The 14,281-nt window shown below is 68.7% G+C and carries 16 protein-coding genes; 6 read left to right on the forward strand and 10 right to left on the reverse strand.

Going from position 1 to position 14,281, the window contains the following annotated elements; all coding sequences use genetic code 11:
• Positions 1–882, forward strand: an 882-nt coding sequence (locus tag AC1DW3_RS17650; RefSeq protein ID WP_477933246.1) for a sensor histidine kinase, incomplete at its 5' end; no start/stop codon positions are given.
• Between the two features lie 273 nt (positions 883–1,155).
• On the forward strand, positions 1,156–1,884 hold the full coding sequence (locus AC1DW3_RS17655) for a response regulator (RefSeq protein WP_477933248.1): 729 nt from the start codon (positions 1,156–1,158) through the stop codon (positions 1,882–1,884).
• 97 nt (positions 1,885–1,981) lie between these two features.
• Here the strand turns inward: AC1DW3_RS17655 and AC1DW3_RS17660 are convergent, their stop codons facing one another.
• Positions 1,982–2,995, reverse strand: coding sequence for a hypothetical protein (locus AC1DW3_RS17660; RefSeq protein WP_477933250.1), 1,014 nt, complete (start codon positions 2,993–2,995; stop codon positions 1,982–1,984).
• Positions 2,996–3,178: 183 nt separating this feature from the next.
• Here AC1DW3_RS17660 and AC1DW3_RS17665 point away from each other — a divergent pair, with 183 nt between their 5' ends.
• Both AC1DW3_RS17665 and AC1DW3_RS17670 read left to right on the forward strand, forming a co-directional pair.
• Positions 3,179–3,949, forward strand: a complete 771-nt coding sequence (locus AC1DW3_RS17665; protein WP_477933252.1) for a PEP-CTERM sorting domain-containing protein — start codon at positions 3,179–3,181, stop codon at positions 3,947–3,949.
• Positions 3,950–4,044: 95 nt separating this feature from the next.
• Positions 4,045–4,632 (forward strand): GAF domain-containing protein, encoded by a 588-nt coding sequence (locus AC1DW3_RS17670; protein WP_477933254.1) that lies wholly within the window; start codon positions 4,045–4,047, stop codon positions 4,630–4,632.
• Here AC1DW3_RS17670 and AC1DW3_RS17675 read toward each other — a convergent pair.
• The 4 genes from AC1DW3_RS17675 to AC1DW3_RS17690 are packed head-to-tail and all read right to left on the reverse strand — an operon-like array spanning position 4,629 to position 9,118.
• A complete protein-coding gene (locus tag AC1DW3_RS17675) occupies positions 4,629–5,291 on the reverse strand; it encodes a 3-keto-disaccharide hydrolase (protein ID WP_477933255.1) in 663 nt (220 codons plus the stop codon). The genes AC1DW3_RS17670 and AC1DW3_RS17675 overlap by 4 nt on opposite strands.
• Before the next feature lies 1 nt (position 5,292).
• The gene (locus tag AC1DW3_RS17680) at positions 5,293–5,910 is read right to left on the reverse strand and encodes a gluconate 2-dehydrogenase subunit 3 family protein (RefSeq protein WP_477933257.1); all 618 of its coding nucleotides are present in this window, start codon (positions 5,908–5,910) and stop codon (positions 5,293–5,295) included.
• A 2-nt stretch (positions 5,911–5,912) separates the two neighbouring features.
• Complete coding sequence (locus tag AC1DW3_RS17685) at positions 5,913–7,712, reverse strand: GMC family oxidoreductase (RefSeq protein ID WP_477933259.1); 1,800 nt, start codon at positions 7,710–7,712, stop codon at positions 5,913–5,915.
• 50 nt (positions 7,713–7,762) lie between these two features.
• Positions 7,763–9,118 carry an MFS transporter gene (locus tag AC1DW3_RS17690; RefSeq protein ID WP_477933261.1) on the reverse strand — a complete coding sequence of 452 codons (1,356 nt, stop codon included), beginning with the start codon at positions 9,116–9,118 and terminating at the stop codon, positions 7,763–7,765.
• A gap of 337 nt (positions 9,119–9,455) precedes the next feature.
• On the opposite strand from AC1DW3_RS17690, the gene AC1DW3_RS17695 reads away from it, so the two are divergent.
• Together AC1DW3_RS17695 and queE are read left to right on the forward strand one after the other, a co-directional pair.
• On the forward strand, positions 9,456–10,550 hold the full coding sequence (locus tag AC1DW3_RS17695; protein WP_477933263.1) for a 6-carboxytetrahydropterin synthase: 1,095 nt from the start codon (positions 9,456–9,458) through the stop codon (positions 10,548–10,550).
• Positions 10,547–11,176, forward strand: coding sequence for a 7-carboxy-7-deazaguanine synthase (gene queE / locus AC1DW3_RS17700; RefSeq protein WP_477933265.1), 630 nt, complete (start codon positions 10,547–10,549; stop codon positions 11,174–11,176). The genes AC1DW3_RS17695 and queE overlap by 4 nt, the downstream gene beginning before the upstream one ends.
• Positions 11,177–11,194: 18 nt before the next feature.
• Here the strand turns inward: queE and AC1DW3_RS17705 are convergent, their stop codons facing one another.
• The 5 genes from AC1DW3_RS17705 to AC1DW3_RS17725 all read right to left on the reverse strand — a co-directional run bounded on the left by AC1DW3_RS17705 (position 11,195) and on the right by AC1DW3_RS17725 (position 14,281).
• Complete coding sequence (locus AC1DW3_RS17705; RefSeq protein ID WP_477933267.1) at positions 11,195–11,596, reverse strand: N-acetyltransferase family protein; 402 nt, start codon at positions 11,594–11,596, stop codon at positions 11,195–11,197.
• A gap of 114 nt (positions 11,597–11,710) precedes the next feature.
• Entirely contained in the window at positions 11,711–12,097 is a 387-nt protein-coding gene (locus AC1DW3_RS17710) for a hypothetical protein (protein ID WP_477933268.1), read from the reverse strand.
• A gap of 96 nt (positions 12,098–12,193) precedes the next feature.
• Positions 12,194–12,913, reverse strand: coding sequence for a DUF1223 domain-containing protein (locus tag AC1DW3_RS17715; protein ID WP_477933270.1), 720 nt, complete (start codon positions 12,911–12,913; stop codon positions 12,194–12,196).
• 90 nt (positions 12,914–13,003) lie between these two features.
• Entirely contained in the window at positions 13,004–13,438 is a 435-nt protein-coding gene (locus tag AC1DW3_RS17720) for an Sbal_3080 family lipoprotein (RefSeq protein WP_477933272.1), read from the reverse strand.
• 165 nt (positions 13,439–13,603) lie between these two features.
• The gene (locus tag AC1DW3_RS17725; protein ID WP_477933274.1) at positions 13,604–14,281 is read right to left on the reverse strand and encodes an OmpW/AlkL family protein; all 678 of its coding nucleotides are present in this window, start codon (positions 14,279–14,281) and stop codon (positions 13,604–13,606) included.

Consider the following 14,281-nt stretch of genomic DNA (forward strand, 5'->3'; position numbering starts at 1 on the left):
GCCCTGAACGCGGCCGCGCGTCGCCTCATCGCGCCGGGCCGCGCCGTCGAGCCCGCCGGCCTGCTGGCGCTGCTGGACGCCGAGCCCGGCCGGCGCGTCGTCACGCTGCCCACCGAGCATGGCCAAGAGCGCGCCGTGCTCGCCGTCTCCGCATTGACCGTGCAGGGACAGGCCTGGCGGCTCGCGGCGCTGGCGCCCATCGAGTCGGAACTGGAGACCGAGGCCCTGGCCGCCTGGCGCCAGCTCGTGCAGGTGCTGACGCACGAGATCATGAATTCGCTGACGCCGATCGCCTCGCTGGCCGGCAGCGCACCGGCCCTGCTGGAGGCCGGCGAGCACGCGGAGCTGCAGACGGCGCTGGCGACGCTGGCGCGCCGCGCGGCGCATCTGCAGGCCTTTGTCGAGCGCTATCGCAGCGTCAGCCAACCACCCGCGCCGACGCTGGTGGACACGCCGCTGCTGCCGCTGCTGCAGGCGGTGCAGCGGCTGGTGGCGCCCGCCTGGAGCGCCGTGGGAGGGCAGGTTGATCTCGCCGTCGAGCCCGAAAGCCTGGCCCTGCGCACCGACGCCGCCCAGCTCGAGCAGGTGCTGATCAACCTGGCGCAGAACGCGCTGCAGGCCTGCGCCGGCCGGCCGGCACCGCGGCTGAGCATCGAGGCGCGCCTGAGCCGCGGCGCGCGGCTGCGGCTGACGGTGGCCGACAACGGCCCGGGCGTCGCGCCGGGCCTGGAGACGCGCATCTTCACGCCCTTCTTCACGACACGCGAGGGCGGCAGCGGCGTGGGCCTGGCCGTCGTGCGCCAGCTCGTGCATGGCCTGGGCGGCACGGTGCGCCATGCCAAGCGGCCCGGCGGCGGCGCCTGCTTCGTGCTGACCTTCTGAAGCCCCCTCGTCCAAGGAGTACCTGGGCCGGTCTTGCAGACCGCGCCCAGCGGGCGCACCGCGTCCGGCCTCAGCCCCCGAGGGGACGACGATGCTTGCCGGATCGACCGGCAAGCACATCGCCAAGGCGGGCCGGCTAGCGAGCGGCCCCGCGCCCGGCCCGAAAACAGCTACAAACCCCCGGCATTCGTCGAGAAATGCCGGCTTTCCTTGATGGTGTGACCTTGTGGCGGATGTTAGGCTGCCCGTTGTTACACCCCAGGGATGGAGTCGATGTTTCACGAGCTGCAGGAGTTGCTGGGCGCCTATCTGATGCCGGTATTGATCGCGATACCCCTGGCCATCATCGTGCTCATCGCCGCCTTCAAGCGTGACGACTACCGTCCGCCGCGCGAATACACGCCGCCGCCGCGCTCGCCCGAGGGCACGCAGCGCGCCAACGCGCCAGTGGTGCTGCCGCCCCTGCCGGTCGGCCCCAATGCCGGCCCGTCGATGGCCAGCGCCTTCGTCACGGCGCCCACGCCGATGCAGCCGCCGGCAGCGGCCACGCCTGCGGCGCCCGTGGTGCCCGAAGGCCCGCCCACCGTCCTCATCGCCGATGACTCCGCCGTCGTGCGCACCAAGCTCAAGCGCCTGCTGGAAGGCGCCGGCTTCACCGTGGTCCAGGTCAATGACGGCAACGAGGCCATGGCCCAGCTGGAAGAGAAGCCCGAGATCGCCGTGCTGATCACCGATCTCGAGATGCCCAACAAGGACGGCTTCGAGCTGATCGCCGACGTGCACGGCAGCCTGACGACCGAGGACCTGCCCGTCATCGCCATCACCGGCCACGACGAGCTGCATGGCCGAGTGGGCCAGATCGAAGGCGTCTACGGCATCTTCAAGAAGCCCTGGAACGACCGCGAACTGCTCAAGCGCGTCGAGTCGCTGGTGCACCTGCGCACGGCTGCAAGCCGGCGCGGCCGCCGCGCCAGCGATCTGCGCGCCCCCCCGAGCGCCTGACTCGCGGGCCGAGCGCCGGGCCGCCCCTAGCCGGCCCGCCTTGGGCGATGTGCTCGCGGCTCGAAGCCGCGAGCATCGCCGTCCCCTCGGCTTCAAATCAAGCCGGCCTGAAGCTCCAGCGCAGCTTGATCTCCGCCTGACCGGTCCCGGCCGGCAGCCGCGCCTGGTCCTGTCCCTCTGAACTGAGCTGCACGAGGCGCTGCTGCAGCCAGGCCTGGGCCTCCCGCCATTGCAGGCCGATGCGGCCCTCCTGGCGCTGCGGGCGGCGGTTGGTTTCCTCGCGGGTGCGCACGCCCTGCACGTCCTGCGGCACCAGGGCCAAGGCCGTCCAGACGCGGCCGTTGCGGGTGTCGAGCACGGCCTGCAGCGTCGGGCAGGGCGCGTCGTCGCGGCGCGCTTCCTGGCCCAGGGCGGTCTCGGTGTAGTTCACGACGCCCTGCACGTCGTTGAAGCGCCCCTTGACGCGGTCGTCCAGCCGGGCCGTCGTCTGCAGGCCGCAGGCCATGGGCCCGGTGAAGAGCAGATAGGGCGTGGCCGGGCCGCTGTCCTCGGTGGCCTCAGCCCCCCCGCCGGCCTGGCGGCGCGCCTCGGCGCGGCAGGCTTCGCGGGCCTTGCCGGCGGGCTGGCGTTCACAGTTCGCTGTCGCCTGGCCGTAGCCCTGCAGCACGCCTTGGCTGCCACGGTTGACGCCGGGCATGCCGGCGGCGCTCAGCGCCGAGGCCTCGCGCATCAGGCAGGCCTGGTCCTGTCCGCAGCGGGCTTGCAGCGCCTGGGCCTTGGCCTGCATGGCGCGCCAGTCGGGCATGGGCGCCATGGGGGCGGCGGCCGCCGTGCGCTGGGCGGCTTCGGCCTGGCGGCGGTGGTCCTCGGGGTCCAGCGGGTTGTAGGGGATGGGCGCGCCGTCGCTCTGCAGCAGGGCGCTGAACTGCCAGCGCTGACTGAGGGTCTGCTCGCCGCGGTCGGCGCCGGCCTGCACGGGGCCCTGGCGCTGCAGCTCGACGTCGAGCACGAGGCGGCGTTGCTGGGGGGGCTGCGCTTGCGCGGTGTCGGCCAGCAGCCCGAAAGCGGCGAGGGCGAGCAGCAGGGTCGGTGCGGTGGGGCGTGAAGGCATGAGGAAGGCTCCGGCGTGGATGGGTTGGCCGGCATCGTCTGGCAGGCGACGCGGCGGCGCATCGCCCATGGGGAGCCAGCATTCATGACAGCGCCATGGCTCTCGCATGGCTCTTCGCGGGCGATGCGGCCGGGAGGCCCGAAAAACACACTGGCGGCCTTTCCAACCCATCCCGAGCCCACCATGAAAACGCTGCTGACCCTCCTCCTGGCGTCCACATCCCTGAGCGCCCTGGCCGCTGGCGGCCAACCCACCGGGTCGTCCGGTGCCAGCGCCTATGCCGGCGGCCAGACGCTGGGCGGCACCGGGCACGCCAGCGCCAACAACAGCTATGCCAATGTCAATGTGAAGGGCGTCGCGTCTGCCTCGCTGGTGGACGGCACCCTGCATGCCTATGCCTGGTCCAGCAACAACCCGACGCTGCCCAAGGGCTGCCGGCCCGACATGCTGTCGTGCAACTGGGGCACCAGCGCCGACGCCTGGTACTGGGACAAGATCACCCTCGAGGCCGGCGACGACTACGAGCCCGGCGAGGAAATCACCTGGAGCTGGTCGGTCGATGGCACGACGACGCGCGGCAAGTGGTGGAGCGGTGCCTCGGCCTACAGCTATTTCTACGTCGGCCCCAACGCCGAGGGCTGGCGCAAGCCCATCTATCTCGATGTGAAGAACCAGTCGCGCAGCATCAGCGGCAGCTTCGTCATGCCCGCGGATGGCAGCCCGCTGACGCTGTACAGCTATGGCTCGCTGTCGGTTTTCGCCGAGGGCGGCGCGGTGGCCGACTACTCGCACACCGCACGTTTCAGCTGGGCCCTGCCCGACGGTGTCACCTTCACCTCGGCCTCGGGCCAGTTCATGGCAGCAGCCGTGCCCGAACCTTCCACCTGCGGCCTGATGCTGGCCGGCCTGGCCGTGCTGCCCTGGGTGCGGCGCCGACTCGCTGCGCGTGACTGAAGTCCCAGCGGAAGTCCCGGTATCACCGCCGGTTACTCGACCGAAGCGGCGGCAAGCGCGGATGATGCGGCCACGCACTTCAGGAGAGTTGCCGCATGTCTTATGTTGACCCGCTGGATCAGCAGGCCCTGGACGTCAAGATTTCCGAACTGCTGGTCGCCACCTCCGACAGCTATGACACCTCGCTGGACCGGCAGATCACCGATGTGCTGCTGTTGCTGCGCAAGCAGTTGCGCATGGATGTCGTCTTCGTGTCGGAGTTCGTCGATGGCGAGCGGGTGTTCCGCTTCATCGACGGCGGCGAGCCCCTGGGCTTGCATGCCGGCGACGCGGCACCGCTGGAGGAAAGCTATTGCCAGCGCGTCGTCGAGGGCCGCATGCCCGAGCTGGTGCCGGATGCCCGCGTGCTGGTCGCAAGGGGCGAGCTGTTCGACCCGGGCATCGCGGTCGGCGCCCACCTGAGCACGCCGGTCGTGCTGCCGGATGGCCGCATCTACGGCACGGTCTGCTGCTTCAGCGCTGAGGCCCAACCCGACCTGCAGCAAAGCGCCCTGGCCTGCCTGCGCCAATGCGCGCGGCTGGTGGCCCGCAAGGTGGACGTCGAGCCGCGCATGGACTTTGCACCGACGCAGCTGGAGTGGCTGCCGACCGAGCCGGCGCCGTTTCCGGACATCACAGGCTAGGGCAACGTCCTGACCTTGATGTTCCTGAAATGCACCGTGCTCTCGGGGTCATGCCCCTGCAGCGCGAAGGTGCCGCTGGCGAGAAACCGCTGCTCCAGGCCCTTCTTGCGCACGATGGGCGATTCCTCGGTGTAGTCGGCCGTCTTCTCGTTGCCGACGAAGGTGGTGACGTGCTTGCCGTCGACGCGGATGGTCAGCGTGAACCACTGGCCATCGGGTGCGATGACCTTGGGGAAATCCTGCACACCCCACAACCCACCGGTGCGGCTGGGGTCGCTGTGCGAGTTGTTGACCTGCACCTCGTAGCCGAGGTTGGGCCAGCCGACCTCCTGCCACTTGGTGTGGAAATAGACGCCGGAGTTGGCCTTGGCAAAGGTCATCACATCGGCCTTGAACTCGAAGTTCTTGAAGTCGTGCTGCTGCACCGGGCCGACATAGAAGAGATGAGAGCGCGGGCCCTGGACGATGATGGCGCCGTCCTTGACGCCGAAGCTTCCGGGCGCATCGCTGGCACGCCAGTTGTCCAGCGTCTTGCCGTCGAAGAGCAGCTTCCAGCCCGCCGCGGTTTCTTCGGCGCTGAGCGTGTTGAGGTTCATGTCGGCGGCGTGGGAAACGGTGAATGCGGCGGCGAGGCCGGCGGCAACCAGGGTGGCTTTCATGTCAGGTCACTCCAACGATCTGCAGGACTTTGAGAGGCGGGCCGTCGAAAGTGACGGACGGGGTATTGCCGGCGAAGCCGAGGTCCTTCGAACCCTCGGGCGTCGTATAGAAACCGCCGGCCGTCAGGTCGCGGAAGCGCTTGAAGAAGCGTGCCGCGGCGGCGTGCTCGGGCTTGGCTTTCTGCACCCAGCAGATGTCGTCGGCGATCTGCGACTGCGCGGTGACATCGAGCTCGGCAAAGGCCTTGTGGAAGCGTGAACGGCTTTCGGCATCCAGCCAGGCCAGGCCCTTGACGATGACCTCCTTGTCCCCGGCCTGGTCGGGATAGGGCGCGCTGATCCACTCGTCGATGAAGAGGTGGACCTTGAGTTGCGCGGCGCTGGGCGAGCTCTCGTCGGCCGGGATGATGAGGCCGCACAGCGCCTGCGCGGTGCGCGCTTGCGTCGGCGTGAAGGTCAGCGGCCACAGCTCGCCGCTGCGGTAGGTCTGGGTCAGCTTGGGGTCGGTGCCATAGCCCTTGCCCTTTTTTTGCGTGGCCGGCGTGGCACCGGCGGACCGCTCCACGCCCATGGCCGCGCTGGCGGCCAGCATCCATTGCAGGGTCTGTCTGCGGTCCATGCTCAGAGCTCCTTCTTGCGCAGGCGGTCGACGATGTGGTCGGCCTGGCGCCAGGCCAGGGCCATGATGGTCAGCGTCGGGTTCTTGTCGGCATTGGACGCAAACGGCGCGCCGTCGGACAGGAAGAGATTGGGCACATCCCAGGTCTGGCCCCAGCCATTGGTGACCGAGGTGCGCGCATCCGCGCCCGTGATGGTGCCGCCGACCTCGTGGATGATGGAGCCGCCCGGCGCGATGGCCTTGACGCCGTCCAGCTCGGGTCCGCCGCCCTGCACGCGGCCGCCCATCGCCGTGATGATGTCGGCGAAGGTCTTCTGCATGTGGGCGGCCTGGCGGGTCTCGTGCTCGGCCCATTGCCAGTGGAAACGCAGCACGGGGATGCCGAAGCGGTCCTTCACGGTCGGGTCGATCTCGCACCAGGACTGCTCGTTGGGGATCATCTCGCCGCGACCCGAGAAGTAGACGAAGCTGCCGTAGAGCCGCCTCACGTCCTGCTTGAAGCCCGCGCCGTAGCTGCCTTGCGTGAGCCACTCCAGGCCCGCGCCGGTGCCCGAGGTGGGCATGCGCTTGCCGGTGCTGATCTCGATGTGATAACCCCGTGGGAAGCCCAGCTTCTTTTCCCAGTCGCGGCCCTGCTGCTGATAGAGCCACCAGGGCGAATAGGCATGGCCGCCACCGGCACCGTCCTCGTTGTGGGCGGGGAGGGCCTCGAGGCCGGGCACCTGGCCCGACAGATCGCTGCCGACGGTGTCCATGATGTAGCGGCCGACCTTGCCGCTGCTGTTGGCCAGGCCGCCGGGCTTGCTGTTCAGCAGGATGCGCACCGACTCGCAGGCACTGGCCGCCAGCACGACGGCGCGGCCCTTGGCCTCGATGTGCTTGCCGCTCTTGCGGTCGACAAAGCGCACGCCGCTGGCCTTGCCGTTCTTGGTCGTCACCTCGTAGACCATGGCGTCGCAAAGCACGTCGAGATTGCCGCTGGCCAGGGCCGGCGGCAGATGCACCGCGGGGCTCTGGTAGGTGGCACCGATGGAGCAGCCGCGGCCGCAAGGCGTGGCCCAGAAGCAGGCGGCGCGCTCGCGCATGGACTGGGCAACGAGGGCCTGGGCGCGCGGGTTGCCGGGATGCAGCAAGGCCGGCAGGCGGGCGTCGTCGAGCTTCTTCGTCAGCACCGCGCGGTGGATGGGCACGACGGGCACGCCCAGCTTGGCCGCGTGCTTCTTGATGAGGCGCTCGCCGACGCGCAGGGCCGGCGCCGGCAGCAGGCAGCCGTCGGGCGAATCGGGCGTGTTCTCCAGGCCCTCGCTGCTGCCGTAGATGCCGACCAGCATCTCGACCTTGTCGTAATAGGGCGCAAGGTCTTCGTAGCCGATGGGCCAGTCGAAACCCAGGCCGTCACGGCTGTGGGGCTTGAAGTCGTAGGGCCCGTTGCGCAGCGAGATGCGGCCCCAGTGGTTGGTGCGACCGCCCAGCATGCGGGCACGCCACCAGTCAAAGCGCTGGGTCTCGTCAGTGGAAGCTTGCGTGTAGGGTTCGCCGGGCACCTGCCACCCGCCATCCACCGTCGCGTCRTAGAAGCCGAAGGGCTTGTCCGGCGTGCYGGCACCGCGCAGCGGTGCGTCGGCGCTGGTCTGGAACATCGGCGTCTCGGTGCGGAAGTCGTAGTGGCGGCCGGCTTCCAGCATCAGCACCTTCACGCCTTCGAGTGCCAGCGTGTAGGCCGTCTGGCCGCCGCCGGCGCCCGAGCCGACGACGATGACGTCGTAATCCTTGGCCATGCTGCGCGTCGTGACGAAACCCATGCACCTCTCCCGGGGAAGACGGCGCAGTGTGCCACCACGCGAAAGCGATTTCAGCCGCCGGGCTGCGCCCTCGGACTGAGCAAGGCGGCGACGGTGACCAAGCCCAGAGCCAGCAGCAGCACCGGCAGAACCTGGCGTGTGACCGGGTCGAACAGCAGGCCGGCCAGCGCGAGTGCGGCGCTGCTGGTCAACGCGTCGCAGAGCTGAAGCGAGGAGGTATTGCTACCTTGCTGTTCGGGCGGCGACAGCTTGAGCAGCAGCACCGACAGGATGGGGAAGGACAGGCCGATGCCCAGGCCGACCAGCGTCCAGCCCGCGAAGACCAGGGCCGAGGGCAGGGGGAACAGCAGCGGGGCGATGACGATGGTCAAGGCCAGCGCCGTCAGCGTGAAGCCGCCCGGCAGCAGCAGACGGCGCGACTCGGGTTTTTGCACGCGGGCCTGCAGGGCGCTGCCGATGCTCCAGGTCACGGCACCGGCGCTCAGCGCAATGCCGGCCTGGGTCAGGCTCCAGCCGAAATGCTGGGTCAGCATCAGCGGCAAAAAGGCCTCCGCGCTGGCAAAGGTGGCGGCAATGAGGCCGCGCAACAGGATGACCGTCGGCAGGCCGCGCGCCGCCCTCATCGTGCCGGCCGGCAGCAGCAGCCGGGCGGCAATGCCGGCGGCCACCAGCCCGGCACCGAACAGCAGGGCCGAGTTGGTGCCGCTCTGCTGGCTGGCGCTGTGCAGGGTCAGCGCGCCTGCGCTTGCCAGCAGCGCCCAGCGCATAGCGCCCCAGCGCAGCGCATCGCCGGTGCCCGTGCCCACGCGTTTGAGTGCCGGCAGCACCAGCATCGCCGCCACCGGCACCGCGGCCGCCACCGCCAGGAAGACCGAGCGCCAGCTCAGGAACTGCACGAGGAAGGACGCCAGCGCCGGCCCGACGAGGCCGGGCACGACCCAGGCCCCCGCGAACATGGCGAACATCTTGGGATGAAGCGCTGGCGGCACGACCTGGCCCACGCCGACATACAGCGTCACGCCCAGCACGCCACTGCCCAGGCCCTGGAGCGCACGACCCAGCACCAGCGCCGGCATGGATGGCGCGAAGCCGGCCAGCAGCAGGCCGGCCAGAAAGGCGGCCAGGCCGGCCAGCGCCGCCCGGTAGGGTCCGCGCTTGTCGCAGAGCTGGCCGGCGGCCGTCATGCCCAGCACCGAGGTGGCCAGCGTCGCGCCGAAAGCCAGCGCGTAATAGGGCAGGCCGTTCAGCGCCTCGGCCACGGCCGGCATCGCGGTGGCGACGGCGATGGACTCGAACGCCAGCATGGAGATCAGCGCGACGGCGCCGATGCAAGCGGCGCTGCGGCCCGGGGCAAAGAGTTTTTCGGACGCACTCTCGGGCGCGTCGACGGGGTCAGCGAGATTCATGGCGATGGAGACTAAAAGCTCAAGCCCACTTCAAGTCAAGCGGGGTGGGAGGGTCCGTGACATCCCCATGGGTCGCGGCGGGGTCTTTGCCGGATGCTGGGCAAGGCGCGGACCGCCGCCCAGGCTGGTTGCCTGGGCAAGGTTCGCAACGCCGTCCAGCGCCGGCAAAGCCACGCCCCGGTGGGTTTGCGATAAAAAGGGCCGCGCGGGTGTTGCACCGCTTGCTGAGGCGCCCAGCCACAGCTTCGCGGCGCGCCTACTCGCGGCCCTTTTTATCGCAAACGCGACCCACGGAGATGCCACAGGCCCTCCCAAGGGGCCGCGCGACAATCGGGGCATGTCCCTTTCCGTCCTGCACTGTGCCTCAGCCGGCTTCGAGTCAGCCTGCCGTATTCCTGCCCTGCCCGCCTCCCATCGCAGCCATGGCCTGCATGGCCACAGCTATTTCGCCACCGTCCGCTCGGCGCTGCCGGCGGGCTGGGCGGCTTTCCCCGGTGGTGAGGTCGAGGCGCTGCGCGCGCGCATGGCCGACACCGTCGCGCCGCTGGACCATGCGCTGCTGAACGACCACCTCGCCGAACCCACCGACGAGAACCTCGCGCGCTGGGTGCGCCGGCGGCTGGCTGTGCCGGGCATCGTGCAGGTCGGCGTGCAGAGCACCACGCACAGCGGCGTCGACCTGGACAACGCCGGCCACGCCCATGTGTGGCGGCGCTACCGCTTCCAGGCGGCCCATCAGCTGCCCAATGTGCCGGCCGGCCACCAATGCGGCCGCATGCACGGCCATGGCTTCGAGGTCATCCTGCATGCGAATGCCGACCTTGGCGAGCGCGACCTGTCCATCGACTACGACCACCTCGACGAGGTCTGGGCGCCGCTGCACTTCGAGCTGAACTACCGCTGCCTGAACGACATTGCCGGCCTGCAGAACCCGACCAGCGAGAACATCTCGGCCTGGCTGTGGGACAGGCTCAAGCCCGAGCTGCCGGAGCTGAGCTGGGTGACCGTCTACGAGACCGGCTCCAGCGGTGCCAACTTCAATGGCCAGAGCTACCGCATCTGGAAGGAGATGACGCTGGACAGCGCCGTTCGCATGCGGCAGGCTCCCGAAGGCCATCCGCTGGCTGGTATCCATGGCCACACCTTCACGCTGCGCCTGCACCTGGCCGCGCCGCTGGACCAGGTCATGGGCTGGACGGTGGACTTCGGCGACGTGAAGCAGCTGTTCAACCCGATCTTCAAGCGGCTGGATCACCACCCGCTGTTCGAGATTGCCAACCTGCCCGATGGCGACGCGGCGTCGATCGCGGCCTGGGTGCTGCGCGAGGGCGGCAGCGTGCTGCCGCAGATCGATCGCGTGGACCTGTACGAGACGCGCGGTTCGGGCGCCATCGTCAGCCGCGCCGACTCGGAAGAATTGATCCCCGTATGACCTATTCCGTCAAAGAGCTGTTCTTCACGCTGCAAGGCGAAGGCGCCCAAGCCGGCCGCGCCGCCGTGTTCTGCCGCTTTGCCGGCTGCAACCTCTGGACCGGCCGCGAGCAGGACAGAGCGACGGCGGTCTGCACTTTCTGCGACACGGATTTCGTCGGCACCGATGGCGTGGGCGGCGGCAAGTTTGCGACGGCCGATGACCTGGCCGATGCCATTGCGAAAGCATGGCCCGGCGGCGGCAAGCCCTACGTCGTCTGCACCGGCGGCGAGCCGCTGCTGCAGCTGGACACGCCGCTGATAGCCGCCCTGCACGCGCGCGGCTTCGAGGTGGCCGTCGAGACCAATGGCACCCAACCGGCGCCACCGGGGCTGGACTGGATCTGCGTCAGCCCCAAGGCCGATGCGCCGCTGGTGCTGACCTCGGGCCACGAGCTGAAGCTGGTCTACCCGCAGCCGCTGGCCCAGCCGGAGCGCTTCGCGAACCTGAACTTCCAGAACTTCTTCCTGCAGCCGATGGACTCGGTGCTGCAGCGTGAGCACACCAAGGCGGCGGTCAAGTACTGCATGGAACACCCGCAATGGCGGCTGTCGGTGCAGATGCACAAGGTGGTCGGGATCGCCTGAGCAGGCGTTGTGGCGCAATCAGTCGCAGATCAGCACCACATAGGCGCCGTGCTCTGATTCACCCCTGCCCACCTCGCGCCAACCGGCCCTGGCATAAAAGGCCAGTGCCCGGGTGTTGAGGCTCACGCACTTCAGCCGCCACGGCTTGGGCAGCCAGGGCTGGAGCGACGCCAGCAATTGCTGCCCCACACCTTCGCCCCGCACCAGCGGGTCTACATAGAGATGGTGAATGAAGGGATCGCCCACCTGCACGGACACCAGGCCAAGCACCTGGCCATCATCGCGAACCGCGACGTGAACCTCCTCGTTCACGGACACATCGGCGAAGCGGAGAGACCGCTTGGCGCTGTCCGGCAGCCAGTCGGCATTGGTGATGGCTTCGGCGTAAAGGGTTTGCAGTGCTGGGGCGTCTTCAGCCAAGGCAGGGCGGATGGTGAGCAATGGACGAGAAGTTCAAGGTTGCGGATGCGCCGCTGACCGCCAGCAAGCGGTAGGCGCCAAGCCCGAGTTCCTCAATCCTAGGCGTGGAATCCGTCAATCGCGGCAGTAGCCTTCGCCGGCCTTCACGATCAGGCAATCGCGCTTGTCTGCCAGCCACTTCATGCCGGTCTCGGGGCCGGTGCCGGCACGGACGGTTTCGAGCACGCCATCGCGGGTGAACAAGAGCGTGCCGGAACCGCCCTTGGCATCGAAGCTGCGCGGTCCATCCAGGTTCTGTACCGTGAGGCTGTAGGTGCCAGGCCCGCCGGTGATCTCCAGATAGGTGCCTTCGGGTCCTTGCCATTTGCCGACCCAGGCGCTGGACGGCGCCGAAGCGGCCAGGGCAGACGCCGGCGGTGCCATAGGCGCATCGGCGGGCTTGCTGCAAGCACTCAAGGCGGCAAGCCCGGCCATCAGCATCACGAGGTTCTGGCGTCGCATGGCTGCGTGGGAATTTGCTGGGATGCCCGAGTTTGAGCGCATGCCATGTCGGGCGGTGTCGGAGGACTCCCCGTCATGCACGAAACCCGAGCCGCGTCAGCAACCGATCTCGACCGCCTGCAGCACGCTGCCGTCGCGGGCATCGGCCGCCACGGCTATCCAGCGGCTCGGATGGCCCGGCTCCGTGGCATTCACCGGCACCGACCATTCGCCTCGTCCATGCCCGTCCCAGCCTGGCAGCCGCGCGTAGTCACGCACGACGCTGTCATGGCTGAGCGTCTCGCCGCGGTTCTCGCCAGCGCGAACGCGGCTCTGGTGACCATCCTCGACGCGAACCCACCAGAGCTGGATGCGCGAGGGCGCACCAGTCAAGGCCTCGGCACTGAGCTTGAGTTCACCGCTGGCGCTTCGGCTCCAGGCCAGCCGCACGCGCGCCGGCTCGGTGCTCGCCGCCGGCAACGAGGCTCCGCGCCAATCCCGCCCGTTGACGACGATCTGCGGCGTGTACGCATAGCGCGAGCCGTTGACGCCGACGCCCTGCTTCTGGCGGTCAGTAAAGGCCGGGCTGGAGAAGCGGTCCGGCCAGCCCAGCCCGTTCCAGTAGTCGACGTGAAAGGCCACCGGGATGACGCCTCGCTGGCCTTTCAGCGAGCTCAGCCAGCGATCCGCCGGCGGGCAGGAGGAGCAGCCCTCGGAGGTGTAGAGCTCGACGACGCGCGGCACGGTCGCAGCGCTCTGGACGGTGGCGGCGACCGGACAGGTCTGGGCGATCACGAGGGGTGCGGCCAAGGCCAGCAGCAGAGGATGCAGCTTCATGCGACAGAGTCGCCAAGGCAGGACGCAACCTGACAGCCGGCAATGAAAAAGGGAGCCAATGGCTCCCTTGCCATGCACCGGTGGAGCGGATCAGGCGCCCGCGCCGCCCGGGAACAATTGATTGACCAGCTCGGTGATCTTCTTGTCGGCGTCGATGAACTTGCCCATATTGCCACCGCCGCGCGTCGAGTCGTACTTGGCCTCACCGACCGGTTTGCCGTCGCTGTAGACCTTGATTTCCGCGTAGGCCATGTACATGGCCAGGTCCCAACGCCAGTTGGCCGTGTAGGTCGATGTGATCGGGCATTCGACCAGCGAGGCACCGGCCGGCAGCTGGCGCACCGCAAAGCCCTTGGCCGTCAGCGCACGCTTGTAGCTGTCCAGGAAGCCTTCCCTGACATCGCCGTTCTGCACGATGCAGATCTGCTTGGCCTGCAGCTTCTCGACGGGCTGCACGGTTTGATGAATGGCGCAGCCACTCAGGCTTGCGGCGGCTCCGATGGCCAGCCATGCGCGAATCGACATGATGATTTCCCTCCCGTTGGATGTTTGATCAGGTGCTCGCTCGCGGTCGGCGCGAACGGCGCGCGGACTATGCCGCCAAATGTCACCATCCGTGACGAGAACCACTCCCGGCACCATGAAAAAGGGAGCCCGCAGGCTCCCTTTTGCTGATCGGCCGGAGCCGGGTCAGAAGCGATAACCGATGCCGAACTTGATCGACACCGGGTCCAGCGTCGTTTCGATGGTCTGGCCGGTGGACAGGCTGCCCGTCGTCTTGATGAAGGTCTTGGTGACCGACAGGCTGGCGGACCAGTCCTTGGTGAGGTTGACGGCACCGCCCAGTTCCATCGTCGTGCCGAAGCGGCTCTTCATGGACAGCGTCGTCGGGTTGCTGGGCGTGCCGCCGGTGATGCCGGACAGCGTGGCCGTGGAGCGCGGCTTGAAGAAGTAGCCGTAGGTGATGCCTGCGCCGACGAAGGGGCGGAAAGTGCTGTTGGCTTCGCCGAAGCGGTACTGGGCCAGCAGCGTCATCGGCAGGGACTTGACCGTGCCCAGCTTGCCCACGCCTTCGATGGCACCGGCGCCAACGACGTCGTGCTTGAAGGGCAGCGCGACGGGCAAGTCGATGCTGATGTTGTCGGTCCAGTAGTAGGTGATGCCGCCGACGAAGGAAGAAGCCTTCTTCACGTCGACCTTGGTGCCGGCCAGGCTGGGCGCCGTCAGGTCACCGCTCTCGACATGGGGGTTGATCTGGGCGGCGCCGCCGTAGATGACGATGCTGCCGGCCGATTGGGCGAAGGCACTGCCTGCACCGAGGGACGCGATGAGGGCGGCCGCGGCACCGAGGAGGAACTTGGTTTTCAT

This window comes from Roseateles sp. P2_H4, from assembly GCF_056403315.1.